The organism is Vibrio sp. 10N.286.49.B3 (assembly GCF_002873395.1).
Classification (GTDB): Bacteria; Pseudomonadota; Gammaproteobacteria; order Enterobacterales; family Vibrionaceae; genus Vibrio.
This window is the reverse complement of record NZ_MCUV01000033.1, coordinates 1-15,360: the sequence shown is the minus strand read 5'-3', so window position 1 is coordinate 15,360 and position 15,360 is coordinate 1. Positions and strand designations below refer to the sequence as shown.

Annotated in this window: 14 protein-coding genes; 10 read left to right on the top strand and 4 right to left on the bottom strand. The window is 43.0% G+C overall.

Features of this window, described 5'->3' with window-relative positions; all coding sequences use genetic code 11:
• The first annotated feature begins 257 nt into the window (after nucleotides 1–257).
• The gene (locus BCU68_RS11705) at nucleotides 258–1,511 is read left to right on the top strand and encodes a valine--pyruvate transaminase (protein WP_102564924.1); all 1,254 of its coding nucleotides are present in this window, start codon (nucleotides 258–260) and stop codon (nucleotides 1,509–1,511) included.
• Between the two features lie 215 nt (nucleotides 1,512–1,726).
• Here BCU68_RS11705 and gyrB read toward each other — a convergent pair whose 3' ends face one another.
• Genes gyrB through dnaA form a run of 4 tightly spaced genes read right to left on the bottom strand, consistent with a single transcriptional unit; the run spans nucleotide 1,727 to nucleotide 7,800 of the window.
• Entirely contained in the window at nucleotides 1,727–4,144 is a 2,418-nt protein-coding gene (gene gyrB, locus BCU68_RS11700) for a DNA topoisomerase (ATP-hydrolyzing) subunit B (protein ID WP_102564923.1), read from the bottom strand.
• 18 nt (nucleotides 4,145–4,162) lie between these two features.
• Nucleotides 4,163–5,242 (bottom strand): DNA replication/repair protein RecF, encoded by a 1,080-nt coding sequence (gene recF / locus BCU68_RS11695; RefSeq protein ID WP_102564922.1) that lies wholly within the window; start codon nucleotides 5,240–5,242, stop codon nucleotides 4,163–4,165.
• A gap of 11 nt (nucleotides 5,243–5,253) precedes the next feature.
• Complete coding sequence (dnaN, locus tag BCU68_RS11690) at nucleotides 5,254–6,357, bottom strand: DNA polymerase III subunit beta (protein WP_102564921.1); 1,104 nt, start codon at nucleotides 6,355–6,357, stop codon at nucleotides 5,254–5,256.
• A gap of 36 nt (nucleotides 6,358–6,393) precedes the next feature.
• Complete coding sequence (gene dnaA, locus BCU68_RS11685) at nucleotides 6,394–7,800, bottom strand: chromosomal replication initiator protein DnaA (protein ID WP_102564920.1); 1,407 nt, start codon at nucleotides 7,798–7,800, stop codon at nucleotides 6,394–6,396.
• 351 nt (nucleotides 7,801–8,151) lie between these two features.
• Between dnaA and BCU68_RS11680 the strand changes: the two genes are divergently transcribed.
• The 9 genes from BCU68_RS11680 (at nucleotide 8,152) to mioC (ending at nucleotide 14,997) form a co-directional block, all read left to right on the top strand.
• Nucleotides 8,152–8,907, top strand: a complete 756-nt coding sequence (locus BCU68_RS11680) for an amino acid ABC transporter substrate-binding protein (RefSeq protein WP_102564919.1) — start codon at nucleotides 8,152–8,154, stop codon at nucleotides 8,905–8,907.
• Nucleotides 8,908–8,984: 77 nt separating this feature from the next.
• Complete coding sequence (locus BCU68_RS11675; protein WP_102564918.1) at nucleotides 8,985–9,656, top strand: amino acid ABC transporter permease; 672 nt, start codon at nucleotides 8,985–8,987, stop codon at nucleotides 9,654–9,656.
• Nucleotides 9,653–10,381 carry an amino acid ABC transporter ATP-binding protein gene (locus BCU68_RS11670; RefSeq protein ID WP_102564917.1) on the top strand — a complete coding sequence of 243 codons (729 nt, stop codon included), beginning with the start codon at nucleotides 9,653–9,655 and terminating at the stop codon, nucleotides 10,379–10,381. The genes BCU68_RS11675 and BCU68_RS11670 overlap by 4 nt, the downstream gene beginning before the upstream one ends.
• 214 nt (nucleotides 10,382–10,595) lie before the next feature.
• Nucleotides 10,596–10,733 carry a 50S ribosomal protein L34 gene (gene rpmH / locus BCU68_RS11665; protein ID WP_010319951.1) on the top strand — a complete coding sequence of 46 codons (138 nt, stop codon included), beginning with the start codon at nucleotides 10,596–10,598 and terminating at the stop codon, nucleotides 10,731–10,733.
• Between the two features lie 46 nt (nucleotides 10,734–10,779).
• The gene (rnpA, locus tag BCU68_RS11660) at nucleotides 10,780–11,103 is read left to right on the top strand and encodes a ribonuclease P protein component (protein WP_241901365.1); all 324 of its coding nucleotides are present in this window, start codon (nucleotides 10,780–10,782) and stop codon (nucleotides 11,101–11,103) included.
• The gene (yidD, locus tag BCU68_RS11655) at nucleotides 11,070–11,324 is read left to right on the top strand and encodes a membrane protein insertion efficiency factor YidD (protein WP_102564915.1); all 255 of its coding nucleotides are present in this window, start codon (nucleotides 11,070–11,072) and stop codon (nucleotides 11,322–11,324) included. The genes rnpA and yidD overlap by 34 nt, the downstream gene beginning before the upstream one ends.
• A 5-nt stretch (nucleotides 11,325–11,329) precedes the next feature.
• Nucleotides 11,330–12,949, top strand: coding sequence for a membrane protein insertase YidC (gene yidC, locus BCU68_RS11650; RefSeq protein WP_102564914.1), 1,620 nt, complete (start codon nucleotides 11,330–11,332; stop codon nucleotides 12,947–12,949).
• Between the two features lie 158 nt (nucleotides 12,950–13,107).
• Nucleotides 13,108–14,469, top strand: a complete 1,362-nt coding sequence (mnmE, locus tag BCU68_RS11645) for a tRNA uridine-5-carboxymethylaminomethyl(34) synthesis GTPase MnmE (protein WP_102564913.1) — start codon at nucleotides 13,108–13,110, stop codon at nucleotides 14,467–14,469.
• A gap of 93 nt (nucleotides 14,470–14,562) precedes the next feature.
• Complete coding sequence (gene mioC, locus BCU68_RS11640) at nucleotides 14,563–14,997, top strand: FMN-binding protein MioC (protein ID WP_102564912.1); 435 nt, start codon at nucleotides 14,563–14,565, stop codon at nucleotides 14,995–14,997.
• Nucleotides 14,998–15,360 lie beyond the last annotated feature (363 nt).

Here is a 15,360-nt window from a genome sequence, read left to right as displayed (position 1 = left end):
TCAATAAAACTTAAAAAAGACCAATGGGCGTCGCTGCTCATTGGTCTTGCCACTCTCCTTACTACTGCTTGTCTTAATCTCTGCCTTTTTTCTCCACATTTCCCCTTTTACTGTTGCTCACATTGCGCTATTTTTGGTCTCTAGTTTATTTGTTATACCAATCACATTTGTTGGGTCGTTCAAATCTATTCGATTCAATCAATGCGATGGGTTGGTATTGTTTTTCTCTTTGTTATTAACCATCAGGTGGCAACTTAATGCAGTATTCGGCGTTTGGTGAAAAATTTAATCGTTACTCAGGTATCACTCAATTAATGGATGATTTGAATGATGGGCTTCGTACCCCTGGCGCCATAATGCTTGGTGGAGGTAATCCTGCTGCGATACCAGCCATGCTCGATTACTTTCATCAAGCCAGTAGCGATATGCTCACCAGTGGCGAACTTGTTGCTTCACTTGCCAACTACGATGGTCCACAGGGTAAAGATGCCTTTCTAAAATCGTTAGCTGCGCTACTGCGTGATACGTACGGTTGGTCAATCAGTGAGAAAAATATCAGCTTAACCAATGGTAGCCAGAGTGCGTTTTTCTATTTATTTAATCTATTAGCGGGCAAGCAGCCTGACGGTTCGCATAAAAAAATCCTCCTGCCTCTCGCCCCTGAATATATTGGCTATAGTGATTCTGGTCTTGATGATGATATTTTTGTCTCCTACCAACCGGAGATTGAGATGCTTGAACAGCGTATGTTTAAGTACCATGTTGATTTTGAAAAGATTGAGATTGATGATTCCGTCGCAGCGATTTGCGTTTCACGCCCAACCAACCCAACCGGTAATGTATTAACCGATGAGGAAGTGAGTAAGCTTGATAAGCTCGCGCGTGAAAATGGTATCCCGCTCATCTTAGACAATGCCTATGGCACGCCTTTCCCTAATATTATCTTTGAAGATGTAACGCCATTTTGGAATGACAATACGATCCTTTGTATGAGCTTATCGAAACTAGGGCTACCGGGATTGCGCTGCGGAATTGTGATTGCCAATGAAGCGGTGACTCAAGCTCTGACTAATCTCAATGGCATTATTAGTTTAGCGCCTGGCAGTTTTGGTCCTGCTCTTGCTCACCACATGATCCAATCTGGTGACTTGTTGACTCTAAGCGAAGAGGTGATTAAGCCTTTCTATTTGCAGAAGTCTCAACGTGCGGTTTCTCTGCTGCAACAGGCGATTGATGATCCTCGTTTTCGTATCCATAAACCAGAAGGAGCGATCTTCTTATGGCTATGGTTTGATGAGCTACCAATCACAACTATGGAACTGTATCAGCGCTTGAAAGCTCGTGGGGTATTAATTGTTCCTGGTGAGTACTTCTTCTTTGGTCAAGAGGAAGAGTGGGCGCACTCTCATCAGTGCTTGCGTATGAACTATGTTCAAGATGATGACAAGATGCAGGCGGGAATTGCTGCGATTGCTGAAGAAGTGATAAAAGCTTACCAGCAAGGTGAGTAATTGGATGAGCTAACCAATATGGATACGATTCCGCAGACCGCTCAAGACATCCCTGTTCGCTTAGTAATGGGCATCCATGCCCATTAATGTCTGCTCCATCGCACCCATATTGTTCATTCGCGATGACCGTAATACAGAGATAAAAAAACACCACCTCATGACAAGGTGGTGTTTTTCATTCAATCAACAAAAAGACCGATTAAAGGTCGATTTGACTACACGTCCAAGTTCGATACTTTTAGTGCGTTATCTTCAATGAAGTTACGACGAGGTTCTACGTGATCACCCATTAGTGTCGTGAACAGTTGATCGGCGCTTACTGCATCTTCAATGCGAACTTGCATCATGCGGCGAGTTTCTGGATCCATTGTCGTTTCCCACAATTGATCAGGGTTCATCTCACCTAGACCTTTGTATCGTTGTAGGCTTAAACCACGACGAGACTCTTTAATTAACCAGTTCAGCGCCTCTACGAAGTTAGATACCGGTTGAACACGTTCGCCACGTTTAACAAAAGCACCCTCTTCAATAAGACCATCAAGAGCTTCTGATAAATCCGCTAGACGAGCGTACTCTTTCGAGTTAAATAGCTCTAAGCTTAGAATGTGCTCATGAACAACACCGTGAGTACGAACGACAAGCTTAGGTAAATTAACACCTAGCTCAGCATGCTGCTCAACTTCAAGGCTGTATTGGCTTGCACCTTCTTCTTTAGCATTTAGCTGTACCACTAACTGCTCGCCCCAAGCTTCAACAGCCGCTAAATCTTGACACTGCTCAGCCGTTAAGCGAGGCGTGTAGATTAGCTCATTCACTAATGCTTGTGGGTAGCGACGGCTCATACGACCAATCAGCTTAATGCCCTTGTTGTACTGAATAACCAGTTGCTCTAATGCTGCACCCATTAAGGCAGGCGCATCCGCATTCACGTGCAGAGCGGCATTATCAAGCGCTAGAGCCACTTGGTATTGCTGCATCGCATCTTCATCTTTAATGTACTGCTCTTGCTTACCTTTCTTCACTTTGTAAAGTGGCGGTTGAGCAATGTAGATGTAACCACGTTCAATCAGCTCAGGCATTTGACGGTAGAAGAATGTCAGTAGCAGAGTACGGATGTGAGAACCATCGACATCGGCATCGGTCATGATGATGATGTTGTGGTAACGCAGTTTGTCTGGGTTGTACTCATCACGACCAATACCACAGCCAAGAGCGGTGATTAGCGTCGCAACTTCTTGTGAAGAAAGCATTTTATCAAAACGTGCTTTTTCAACGTTTAGGATCTTACCTTTAAGTGGCAAAATCGCTTGGTTTTTACGGTTACGCCCCTGCTTAGCTGAACCGCCAGCAGAGTCTCCTTCCACAATATATAGTTCAGAAAGTTCAGGGTTCTTTTCCTGACAATCTGCAAGTTTACCTGGAAGACCCGCTAAATCTAATGCGCCTTTACGACGTGTCATTTCACGCGCTTTACGAGCCGCTTCACGTGCACGAGCTGCATCGATAATTTTACCGCAGACAATTTTTGCTTCGCCTGGGTTTTCAATTAGGAACTCAGCCAGTTTTTCATTCATTGCTGCTTCAACGGCTGATTTAACTTCCGATGAAACCAACTTGTCTTTGGTTTGGCTTGAGAACTTAGGATCTGGCACTTTTACCGAAATAACCGCGGTTAGACCTTCACGAGCATCATCACCAGAAGTCGATGCATTGGCTTTTTTCGAGAAGCCTTCTTTTTCCATGAACGAGTTCAAGGTACGAGTCAGTGATGAACGGAAACCCGCTAAGTGAGTACCACCATCTCGTTGAGGGATGTTGTTTGTGAAACAGAAGATGTTCTCTTGGAAACCATCATTCCATTGCATTGCCACTTCAACAGTAATGCCATCTTCACGCTCAAAATCAAAGTGGAAGATTTTTTGAATAATTGGGGTCTTGTTGGTATTTAGATGTTCAACGAAAGCACGAATGCCGCCTTCAAACATAAAGTGATCCATTTTGTCTTCTTCACGCTCATCAACCAGCTTGATTGATACGCCAGAGTTTAGGAAAGACAGCTCACGTAGACGCTTTGCTAGGATATCGTAATGGAATTTAACGTTAGTGAAGGTATCTTCACTTGGCCAAAAACGAATCTCTGTACCCGTTTCATCCGTTTCACCCACAGCAGCAAGAGGTGCTTGAGGCTCACCGTGATGATACGTTTGAGTATGAACTTTACCGCCACGCTTGATCGTTAGTGTCACTTGCTTAGATAGTGCGTTTACTACTGAAACACCAACACCGTGTAGACCACCAGATACTTTGTACGAGTTATCATCGAACTTACCACCAGCGTGCAGTACCGTCATGATAACTTCAGCTGCTGATACTTTCTCTTCAGGGTGTAAATCGGTAGGAATACCACGGCCATCATCGGTTACTGATACCGAATTATCTTCATGGATGGTTACAACGATGTCATTACAGTGACCAGCTAACGCTTCATCGATTGAGTTATCCACCACCTCAAAAACCATGTGGTGTAGACCGGTTCCATCATCCGTGTCGCCGATGTACATTCCTGGACGCTTACGTACAGCATCCAGACCCTTTAGTACTTTAATACTCGATGAATCGTAATTATCTGACATGAATTACTCTCTCACTTATTAACCATGCTCTATTTTGCCACGTTCCACATGAAACATCTTACTGTTTTCATCTTGCATATCTGCAATGGGCGCAGCCGTAATAGAGCTTATAAAAACCTGAGCCCCCGTCTTCTTCAAGCAATCAGCAAGACGCTCTCGACGTTGGCTATCTAATTCAGAAGCAAAGTCATCAATTAAGTAGATGCATTGCTTACCTGTCACTTGAGTTAAATGCTGCCCCTGTGCAACTCGCAAAGCGCATACCATTAACTTAAGTTGACCACGTGATAGGACATCATCAACCGGTGTCCCATTCACTTTTATCTTAAGATCAGCCTTATTGGGACCACTAAAGGTGTATCCTAAGTGCTGATCTCGTTCAAAATTATCTTTTAATATATCAGCATAGGCGGTGTTTTTATCCCACCCACGATAGTAACTAACCTGAATCTCACATTCTGGTAAGAACGTCTGGCAAATGTCTTCTGCAACCTTCTTTAATTGCTCAACATACTTTGCTCGCCAAGCGCTGATACTTTCGGCTAATTGCGCTAACTCTTGATCCCAATAACTCAACTCATGGTAACTCGTTGCCGTTTTCAATAATGCGTTACGCTGCTTATTTAAACGCTTCACTCGTCCCCAAGCATCGAAAAAACTCGGTTCACTATGAAAAACGCCCCAATCGATAAAAGATCGACGGAATTTAGGCCCTTCCGTTAGTAAATCAAACCCTTCAGTGTGGATCAATTGTAATGGCAATACCTGAGCAAGTTGCGCTAACTTCTGCCCAGATTGACCGCCTATTTTAACCTCTGTTGTACCATCGCGCTGTTTATTTATGCCAATAGGTAGTGCAAATTGATCAGCGGTCATAAAACGGCCGTGAACAAACAGCTCGCTATGGTCATTTTGGATGATACGACCGGTTAATGAACTCTTAAATGAGCGTCCATGACCGAGTAGGTAGATGGCTTCCAGTACACTGGTTTTGCCACTGCCATTAGGTCCTATAAGAAAGTTAAAGCCTGATGATAGTTCAATATCACAGGCTTCAATATTTCGAAATTGTTTCACGATCAGTCGTGTTAAAGGCATCGGCTTCTGCTTTAAAGACGAATTGGCATCACCACATACATGGCACTGTCATCTTGAGCATTTTCGACCAAGGCACTGGCATTCGCATCTGACATCGAAATACGTACTTGTTCACAGCGTAGCGTATTTAATACATCCAGCATGTAGCTTACGTTAAAGCCAATTTCGAGTTCGCCACCATCGTAAGAAACATCAAGCATCTCTTCTGCTTCTTCTTGCTCTGGGTTATTTGCGGTAATACGCATACCGTTATCAGCAAGGTTTACTCGTACACCACGGAATTTTTCATTCGATAAAATCGCAGCACGAGAAAAAGCCTGACGTAATTCATCACAGCCTGTCTCTAGCGTTTTATTGGTATTTTGTGGCAATACGCGACGGTAATCAGGGAAACGACCATCGACCAACTTAGAAGTGAAGACAAAGTTATTCACTTCAGCACGTAAGTTTGATGCGCCAATTTGTAGCGTGACTGGCAACTCTGGTGAGTCGAGTAACTTCACTAACTCTTGTACCCCTTTACGCGGCACAATGATTTGTTGTTGAGCAAAGTCTGCATCGGCAAGTGTTACTTGAGCAACCGCCATACGGTGACCATCGGTAGCAACAGAGCGTAACGTCGATCCTGAAATCTCAAACAACATACCGTTTAGGTAGTAACGTACATCTTGGTTTGCCATTGAAAATTGGGTCTTTTCGATCAGACCACGTAACTCGGCTTGCGTGAGTGATACTTCTAAATCACTTTGCCAATCTTCAATATTAGGGAAATCATTCGCTGGTAGAGTCGCTAATGAGAAACGGCTGCGACCTGAGCGTAGTTGTACTCGATCACCATCTAATACGAAGGTGATCATCGCGCCATCTGGCAAACCACGACAAATGTCTAAAAACTTACGTGAAGGAACCGTGATAGCGCCCGCTTCAAAATCGCCTTCTAGGGTTACTCGGCTGATAAGCTCAACTTCAAGGTCCGTTGCCGTCATTGATAGCTGATTATCTTCAACCTTAAGCAATAAATTACCTAAGATAGGTAAGCTAGGACGACCACCTAAAGCACCAGACACTTGTTGTAATGGTTTTAATAGGTGACTACGTTCAATCGTAAATTTCATATTTGACTCTTAACTAAGCGATCTAGTGTAAATGGATTAAGATGATAACGTACGAATCAAGTTCGAGTAATCTTCTTTAATATCGTGACTCTCTTCGCGTAGCTGAGCAATCTTACGGCATGCATGCAATACCGTTGTATGATCACGACCACCAAACGCATCACCAATTTCAGGCAAGCTATGGTTGGTCAGTTCTTTAGCCAGTGCCATCGCCAATTGACGAGGACGAGCAACGGAACGAGAGCGACGCTTGGATAAGAGATCCGCGATCTTTATTTTATAATATTCTGCGACCGTTTTTTGAATATTATCGATCGTTACCAGCTTTTCTTGCAGTGCGAGTAAGTCTCTTAATGCTTCACGTACAAAATCTATCGTAATCGGGCGACCGGTAAAGTTAGCATTAGCAATAACGCGGTTTAATGCACCTTCAAGCTCACGTACATTTGAACGTAGGCGCTTAGCAATAAAGAACGCAACTTCGTCAGCAAGGTGAATCTGATGGTCTTCCGCCTTTTTCATTAAAATCGCCACTCGCGTTTCTAATTCTGGCGGCTCAATCGCCACAGTTAAACCCCAACCAAAACGCGACTTAAGACGATCCTCTACCCCATTAATTTCTCTTGGGTAGCGATCCGACGTTAGGATGATTTGCTGGTTACCTTCAAGCAATGCGTTAAAGGTATGGAAAAACTCTTCTTGAGAACGCTCTTTATTAGCGAAGAATTGAATGTCATCGATAAGCAATGCATCAACACTACGGTAATAGCGTTTAAATTCTTCGATTGCGTTATTTTGTAGTGCTTTCACCATGTCTTGCACAAAACGCTCAGAGTGCATATACACAACTTTCGCATTTGGCTTGTTGTCGACAATCGCGTTCCCTACCGCATGCAATAAGTGTGTCTTACCTAAACCGGTACCACCATATAAAAACAGTGGGTTATAAGCGGTTCCAGGGTTATCAGACACTTGTCGCGCAGCCGCTAAACCAAGTTGGTTCGACTTACCTTCGACAAAGTTATTGAACTTATGCTTTGGATTCACATTAGAACGGTGATTAATATCCGCGAGTGCTTGGGCATCGTCATCCCAGGTTTTATGAACCGGTTGACGCGCTTGTAAACGTGCAGGTGCAGATGATGACGCAGCCACATCAGCTTGAGTTCGAGCTGGCGCAGGTTTTGGTGCAGCAACAGAACGACTTCCAACCTCAAAACGTAGGTTGGGAATATCATTGCCACAATATTCTTGCAGTAATCGTGTGATGCTATTTAGGTACTTGTCACGTACCCAGTCCAACACAAAGCGATTAGGTGCAAATAGAGTTAGAGTATTGTCATTGAGCTCCGCTTGTAACGGACGAACCCACATATTGAACTCTGTAGCAGGTAGCTCTTCTTGAAGCTGTTGCATGCATTGCAACCAAAGCGAAGATGACACAGTGCCCTCACCCTATTTAATTTATTTGAAATGGTTAGGGATTTTACCTGTTGATAAGCCAGATCTCCAGCACTTGATCGAGGATCAAGTGAATAAGATCGAAGTTATTCACATTTATTCTGTAGATATACGTTTGATCCCCACAAAATATCTCGTTTTACTCACACATTGATCCACATTTTGCCGATCTTCTCGACTTATCCCCAAAAAACGTATGTGGGTAAAAAGTCCTAAAATTGGTGTAAAAGCAGCAAGGTACAACTTTCAGTTATGATTAATAACATCTAGTTATTTATTCTACTGATAAGTTTGCTAGTAACATCTCTGCCTATATCAATAAGGAGCTGTATGATGAAAAACTGGATTAAGGGCATTGTCGCTACAATCGCACTGACTGCCTCTCTAACTCAAGTAGCACACGCTGCTACTGATGTAAAAGTTGGCATGTCTGGACGATATTTCCCATTTACTTTTGTAAAACAAGATAAATTACAAGGCTTTGAAGTCGATTTATGGGATGAGATTGGTCGTCGTAATAAGTATAACGTTGAGTACGTTACTGCCAGTTTTTCCGGTTTATTTGGCCTTTTAGAAACGGGGCGTATTGATACGATCAGTAATCAAATTTCGGTTACCGCTGAGCGTGAAGCTAAATATCTGTTTGCCGATCCTTATGTGATTGATGGCGCAACGATCACGGTACGTAAAAATAATAACAGTATTAAAGGCATTGAAGATTTAGCCGGTAAAACTGTCGCGGTTAACTTAGGCTCTAACTTTGAGCAACTGTTACGTAAACACGATAAAGACAATAAGATCAATATCAAAACTTACGATACGGGTATTGAGCACGATGTGGCACTCGGTCGAGCGGATGCCTTTGTTATGGATCGTTTATCAACACTTGAGCTTGTCAAAAAAACCGGTCTACCGCTAAAATTAGTGGGTGAACCGTTTGAACAAACTGCCAGTGCATGGCCATTTGTTAACAATGACAAAGGGGCAAAGCTACAAGCTGAAGTCAATAAAGCGTTATCTGACATGCGCAGTGATGGCACATTAGCTAAAATTTCACAAAAATGGTTTGACGCTGATATCACTCAATAATCCGTCATACCACATTTTTCAAACTAAGGTGGAAGCTTAATTCCGCCTTTTTTCATTTCTATTATCTGGAAAAACTTATGGGATTCGATGTTCAATACATGTTGGAGTTACTACCAATATTGTTCAAATATTTAGGCACAACAATGGAAATGGCTATCTGGGGGTTAATATTCTCTCTCATTTTAAGCCTGATTCTGGCTAACATTCGTGTCTTTAAGATCCCGGTTCTTGATCAACTAAGTCAATTGTATATCAGCTTTTTCCGTGGCACTCCGCTACTGGTACAGCTGTTCCTTTTATATTACGGTCTACCTCAAATATTCCCTATATTCATTGGTTTAGATGCTTTCCAAGCGGCAGTTATTGGCTTAACGCTTCACTTTGCTGCTTATATGGCTGAGACTATCCGCGCTGCCATCATTGGTGTTGACCGCAGCCAAATGGAGGCGAGCTTATCGGTTGGGATGACCACTCCCCAGGCCATGCGTCGTATTATTTTGCCGCAAGCCACGCGCGTTGCACTGCCTTCGTTAATGAACTACTTCATTGATATGATTAAATCAACGTCACTGGCTTTTACCTTAGGCGTTGCAGAGATAATGGCAAAAGCACAGATGGAAGCTTCATCCAGTTTTCGCTTTTTTGAAGCCTTCTTGGCCGTCGCATTAATCTATTGGGGCGTCGTTCTTATCTTAACTCGCATTCAAATCTGGGCAGAAAACAAACTCAATAAGGCCTACTTACGATGATTAAATTAGACAATATTCATAAAAGCTTTGGCGATACTGAAGTATTAAAAGGCATTAATTTAGATATCCAACAGGGTGAGATTGTTGTCATTATCGGCTCAAGTGGCACAGGTAAATCGACATTATTACGCTGCGTTAACTTCTTAGAGCAAGCCGATCAAGGCTCTATTACGATTGATGATGCTCATGTGGATAGCCAAAAATATGCCCAATCTGATGTTCTAGCATTGCGTCGCAAAACGGGCTTTGTTTTCCAAAATTATGCTCTGTTTCACCACCTAACAGCAAAACAAAATATCGCAGAAGGTTTAGTTACAGTACGTGGTTGGAAAAAAGACCAAGCGCTAAAACATGCCCAACAAATTCTGGATGATATTGGACTAGGTGATAAAGCCGATAGCTATCCTGCCGCGCTTTCTGGTGGTCAACAACAGCGAGTTGGTATTGGTCGTGCGATGGCATTTCAGCCAGAATTATTGCTTTTTGATGAGCCAACATCGGCGCTTGACCCTGAATGGGTTGGCGAAGTTCTAAGCTTAATGAAGAAATTAGCCAATCAACATCAAACAATGTTAGTGGTTACGCATGAAATGCAATTTGCTAAAGAAGTCGCTAGTAAAGTGATCTTCATGGCTGAAGGGCACATTATTGAGCAAGGCACACCAGATGAAATATTCAACAATCCCAAAGACTTAAGGTTAATTAAGTTTTTAAATAAGCATTAGATCCAATAAGATCATTGCGCTATTGCTCACAAAACGTATAATTCGTCGACCGGAATTAACGTTGAACCAATTATTGACTCTTTGTCAGTCAGTGATTACAATTCCGCCTCTTTGTTGAGAGGCGTCGGATTTCCTTTCTTAATAAAGAAAAGATATTATACCCACGCCGGGTTTAACAAAACCTAAAAACTACTGATCAGTAAGGTAATTACACATGTCTAAACGCACTTTTCAACCTACAGTTCTAAAGCGCAAGCGTACTCACGGCTTCCGTGCACGCATGGCAACTAAGAACGGCCGTAAGGTTATCAATGCACGTCGTGCAAAAGGCCGTGCGCGCCTTTCAAAATAATTATTAATTTATTTTGAAAACGTTCGCGTTCAATCGGGAGTTACGCTTGTTAACTCCCGAGCATTATCAAAATGTCTTCAAGCAAGCTCATCGAGCAGGCTCCCCCCATTTCACCATCATTGCCCGTAATAACTCGCTTTCTCATCCTCGTCTTGGATTAGCCGTTCCGAAAAAACAAATCAAAACAGCGCCGGGTCGTAATCGATTCAAACGTCTGTGCCGTGAAAGTTTTCGTAACCACCAACATCAACTTCCTAATAAAGATTTTGTTGTCATCGCGAAGAAGAGTGCGCAAGATTTAAGCAATGAAGAAATGTTCAAGCTGTTAGATAAGTTATGGCATCGCCTGTCTCGCCCCTCGCGCGGTTAGCTATTGGGCTAGTCTATCTTTACCGATGGACAATAAGCCCTTTACTTGGACCTCGTTGTCGATTTACTCCAACGTGCTCTTCTTATGCTCTAGAAGCGTTGAAAGCTCACGGTTTTGTAAAAGGGAGTTGGTTATCAGGCAAACGTCTATTAAAATGCCACCCTATGAATGAAGGCGGCTATGACCCCGTCCCACCAGTCCAAAACCAAGACAGAGATTAATAACGATGGATTCTCAACGTAATATCCTATTAATCGCATTGGCACTGGTTTCTTTTTTACTATTTCAACAATGGAATGTAGCTAAGAATCCAGCACCACAAGCGATTGAACAGGCACAATCAAGCAGCACCCTTCCTGCACCATCTTTAAATGATGGTCACGATCCTGTACCTAGCCAGCCTGTATCTGCTAAGACAATCAGTGTGATGACCGACGTACTAACGTTGTCAATTGACACTGCTGGTGGTGATGTAGTTGCCGCTGACCTTAATAAGTACGCTGCAGAGTATGAATCTGAAGCGCGCTTCGAATTATTGAAGAACACTCAAGGTCACCAATTTATTGCTCAAAGTGGTCTTGTTGGTCCTCAGGGAATCGATTTAAGCAGTACTCACCGTCCTAATTATCACGTTTCTGCAGACAGCTTTACTCTAGCTGATGGTCAAGATGAATTACGAATTCCAATGACATATGCAGCAAATGGCCTGACATACACAAAAACTTACATTTTAAAACGCGGTAACTACGCGATTGATGTTGAGTACGATGTAGTTAACAACTCAGGCAACAATGCTACCTTTGGTATGTATGCTCACCTTCGTCAAACTGTCATGGATAAAGGCGGTAGTCTAACGATGCCAACTTACCGTGGTGGTGCATTCTCGACTGAGAAAGAGCGTTACAAAAAATACAGCTTCAGCGATATGAAAGATCGCAACCTATCTATCACTCTACATGATGGACAAGGTTGGGCTGCAATGATCCAACACTACTTCGCAGCTGCATGGATTCCACGCAACGAACCTGGCACAAACCTATACACTCGCGTAATTAACAATACGGGTGATATTGGTGTTCGCATGCCAAACAAAACCATTGCTGATGGCGCAAGTGCTAAATTTGAAGCGACATTATGGGCAGGTCCTAAGCTTCAAAATGAAATGGCTGAAACGGCACCGCACCTAGACCTAGTAGTTGACTACGGTTGGTTATGGTTCATTGCTAAGCCACTTCACTGGTTACTATCGATGATTCAAAGCGTCGTAATTAACTGGGGTCTAGCGATCGTCGTACTAACTTTCATCGTTCGTGGTGCTATGTACCCACTAACGAAGGCACAGTACACCTCAATGGCTAAAATGCGCATGCTACAACCTAAGTTGACAGCAATGCGTGAGCGTATTGGCGATGACCGTCAGCGCATGAGCCAAGAAATGATGGAACTGTACAAGAAAGAAAAAGTGAACCCACTAGGTGGTTGTTTACCTATCTTGCTACAGATGCCTATCTTCATTTCACTGTACTGGGCATTAATGGAGTCCGTTGAACTACGTCACTCACCATTCTTTGGTTGGATTACTGACCTTTCAGCGCAAGACCCGTACTACATCTTGCCACTTCTGATGGGTGCAAGTATGTTCCTAATCCAGAAGATGAGCCCGACGACAGTAACGGATCCAATGCAGCAGAAGATCATGACCTTCATGCCAATTATGTTCACGTTCTTCTTCTTGTTCTTCCCTTCAGGCCTAGTTCTATACTGGTTAGTATCGAACGTAGTAACGCTAATTCAGCAAACTCTGATTTATCGTGGTCTTGAAAAGAAAGGCCTGCACACTAAGTAACGCTTAGATAGCAGCAAAAAATAAAATCAGAAAGGCGGCCTTTTAGGTCGCCTTTTTATTTGTTGCTGATTACAATTCAATCCATATCCTTTTTATTATATGTGTCGCTCCACGGCGGTTTTTCGTGAGTGCCACCCTACATGAATAGAGACTCTCTTATGACAACCGACACTATTGTCGCGCAAGCAACAGCCCCAGGACGTGGTGGCGTTGGCATTATTCGCGTATCTGGCCCTAAGGCTACTCAAGTTGCAATTGAAGTAACAGGTCGCGAGCTAAAGCCTCGTTATGCCGAGTACTTACCGTTTAAAGCACAAGATGGACGTGAACTTGATCAGGGCATCGCCCTATTCTTTCCAAACCCTCACTCTTTTACTGGTGAAGACGTACTAGAACTGCAAGGACACGGCGGTCCTGTGGTTATGGATATGCTGATTAAGCGTATCTTAATGATTGAAGGCGTAAGAGCTGCAAAACCAGGTGAATTCTCAGAGCGCGCGTTTCTAAATGATAAAATGGACTTAACACAAGCTGAAGCGATTGCCGATTTAATTGATGCAAGCTCAGAAGAAGCGGCAAAGTCAGCCCTACAATCTTTACAAGGCGAGTTCTCTAAGCGCATTAACACGCTTGTCGATTCACTGATCCACCTACGCATCTATGTGGAAGCTGCCATTGATTTCCCAGAAGAAGAGATCGATTTCTTAGCTGACGGTAAGGTCAGTAGCGATCTTCAAACCATTATCGATAACCTTGCAGCCGTTCGCCAAGAAGCGAATCAAGGGTCGATTATGCGTGAAGGTATGAAAGTGGTTATCGCTGGTCGCCCTAATGCCGGTAAATCGAGCTTACTCAATGCGCTATCAGGTAAAGATTCTGCCATTGTGACCGATATTGCTGGTACAACACGTGATGTTTTACGTGAACACATTCATATTGATGGCATGCCACTACACATTATTGATACAGCAGGTCTGCGTGAAGCCTCTGATGAAGTAGAAAGAATTGGTATCGAAAGAGCATGGGAAGAGATCAGCCAAGCTGATCGAGTGCTATTTATGGTTGATGGTACGACAACAGAAGCCACGACACCGCATGACATTTGGCCTGATTTCGTTGATCGCCTGCCAGAAAATATTGGTATGACAGTGATCCGAAATAAAGTGGATCAAACCAAAGAAGATCTTGGTATCTGTCATGTTAACGATCCTACCCTCATTCGCCTGTCTGCAAAGACCGGTCAGGGTGTGGATAGTTTACGTGAGCACTTAAAAGAGTGTATGGGCTTTGCTGGCAACACTGAAGGCGGCTTTATGGCTCGTCGTCGCCACTTAGATGCTCTTGAGAGAGCCGCTCAGCACCTTACTATTGGCCAAGAGCAGTTAGAAGGTTATATGGCAGGAGAAATTCTGGCAGAAGAGCTTAGAATCAGCCAACAGCACCTTAATGAAATTACTGGTGAGTTTAGCTCTGATGACTTACTCGGGCGTATCTTCTCTTCATTCTGTATTGGTAAATAGTTTCAAATACAATAAGCGGCCTTGATGGTCGCTTTTTTTTGATAGCAAATAGCATAACTATCAACGGGCATAATCCATCAAAGAGGAGTGGCTATGATTCATATTATTACAGGAAGTACACTAGGTAGCGCTGAGTATGTCGGTGATCACCTTAGCGACTTGCTGATAGAACAAGGCAGAGAAACGACAATACACAACCAACCAGAGCTTGCAGACATCCCTAATCAAGGAGTATGGCTCGTTGTGACCTCAACTCATGGCGCTGGCGATTACCCGGATAATATCCAGCCTTTTATTACTCAATTACAACAAACACCACCTAAAATGGCCGCGGTAAAGTTTGCAGTTATCGCTATTGGTGATTCAAGCTATGATACTTTTTGTGCGGCAGGAAAGCATGCCCATGAGCTGTTACTGGATATCGGTGCAACACCAATTAGTGACTGTTTTACGATAGATGTACTAGAACATTCTGTCCCAGAAGATGCTTCAGAAGCTTGGTTTAATGACTATATAAGCCAACTTTAAGCCACTACCTAAAGAAAAAAGACGGCCTCGGTCGTCTTTTTTTTCGCTTCAAATTCTGAATTGTGTATAACTTTCTCGAAATAGCAGCAACCATTTGATTAAAAAACCAGCAAACAGTATGTGGATAAGTACCCTTAAACCCAGTGATTAACCTATAGTTATCCCATGGATAAATAAAAGGCTAAATTCCTCTGTGGATAAGTAGCCATTTTGATCCCAGCTAATCCTCTGCTTGATCCAAGCTAGATCACAAGATTTGATCTAATAAAGATCCATGATCTCGTTGATCATTTATCAGTTATCCACAGAAACGTCCGATCCTAATAATAACAGTAATAAAAGATCTATATAAAGATCTTATAT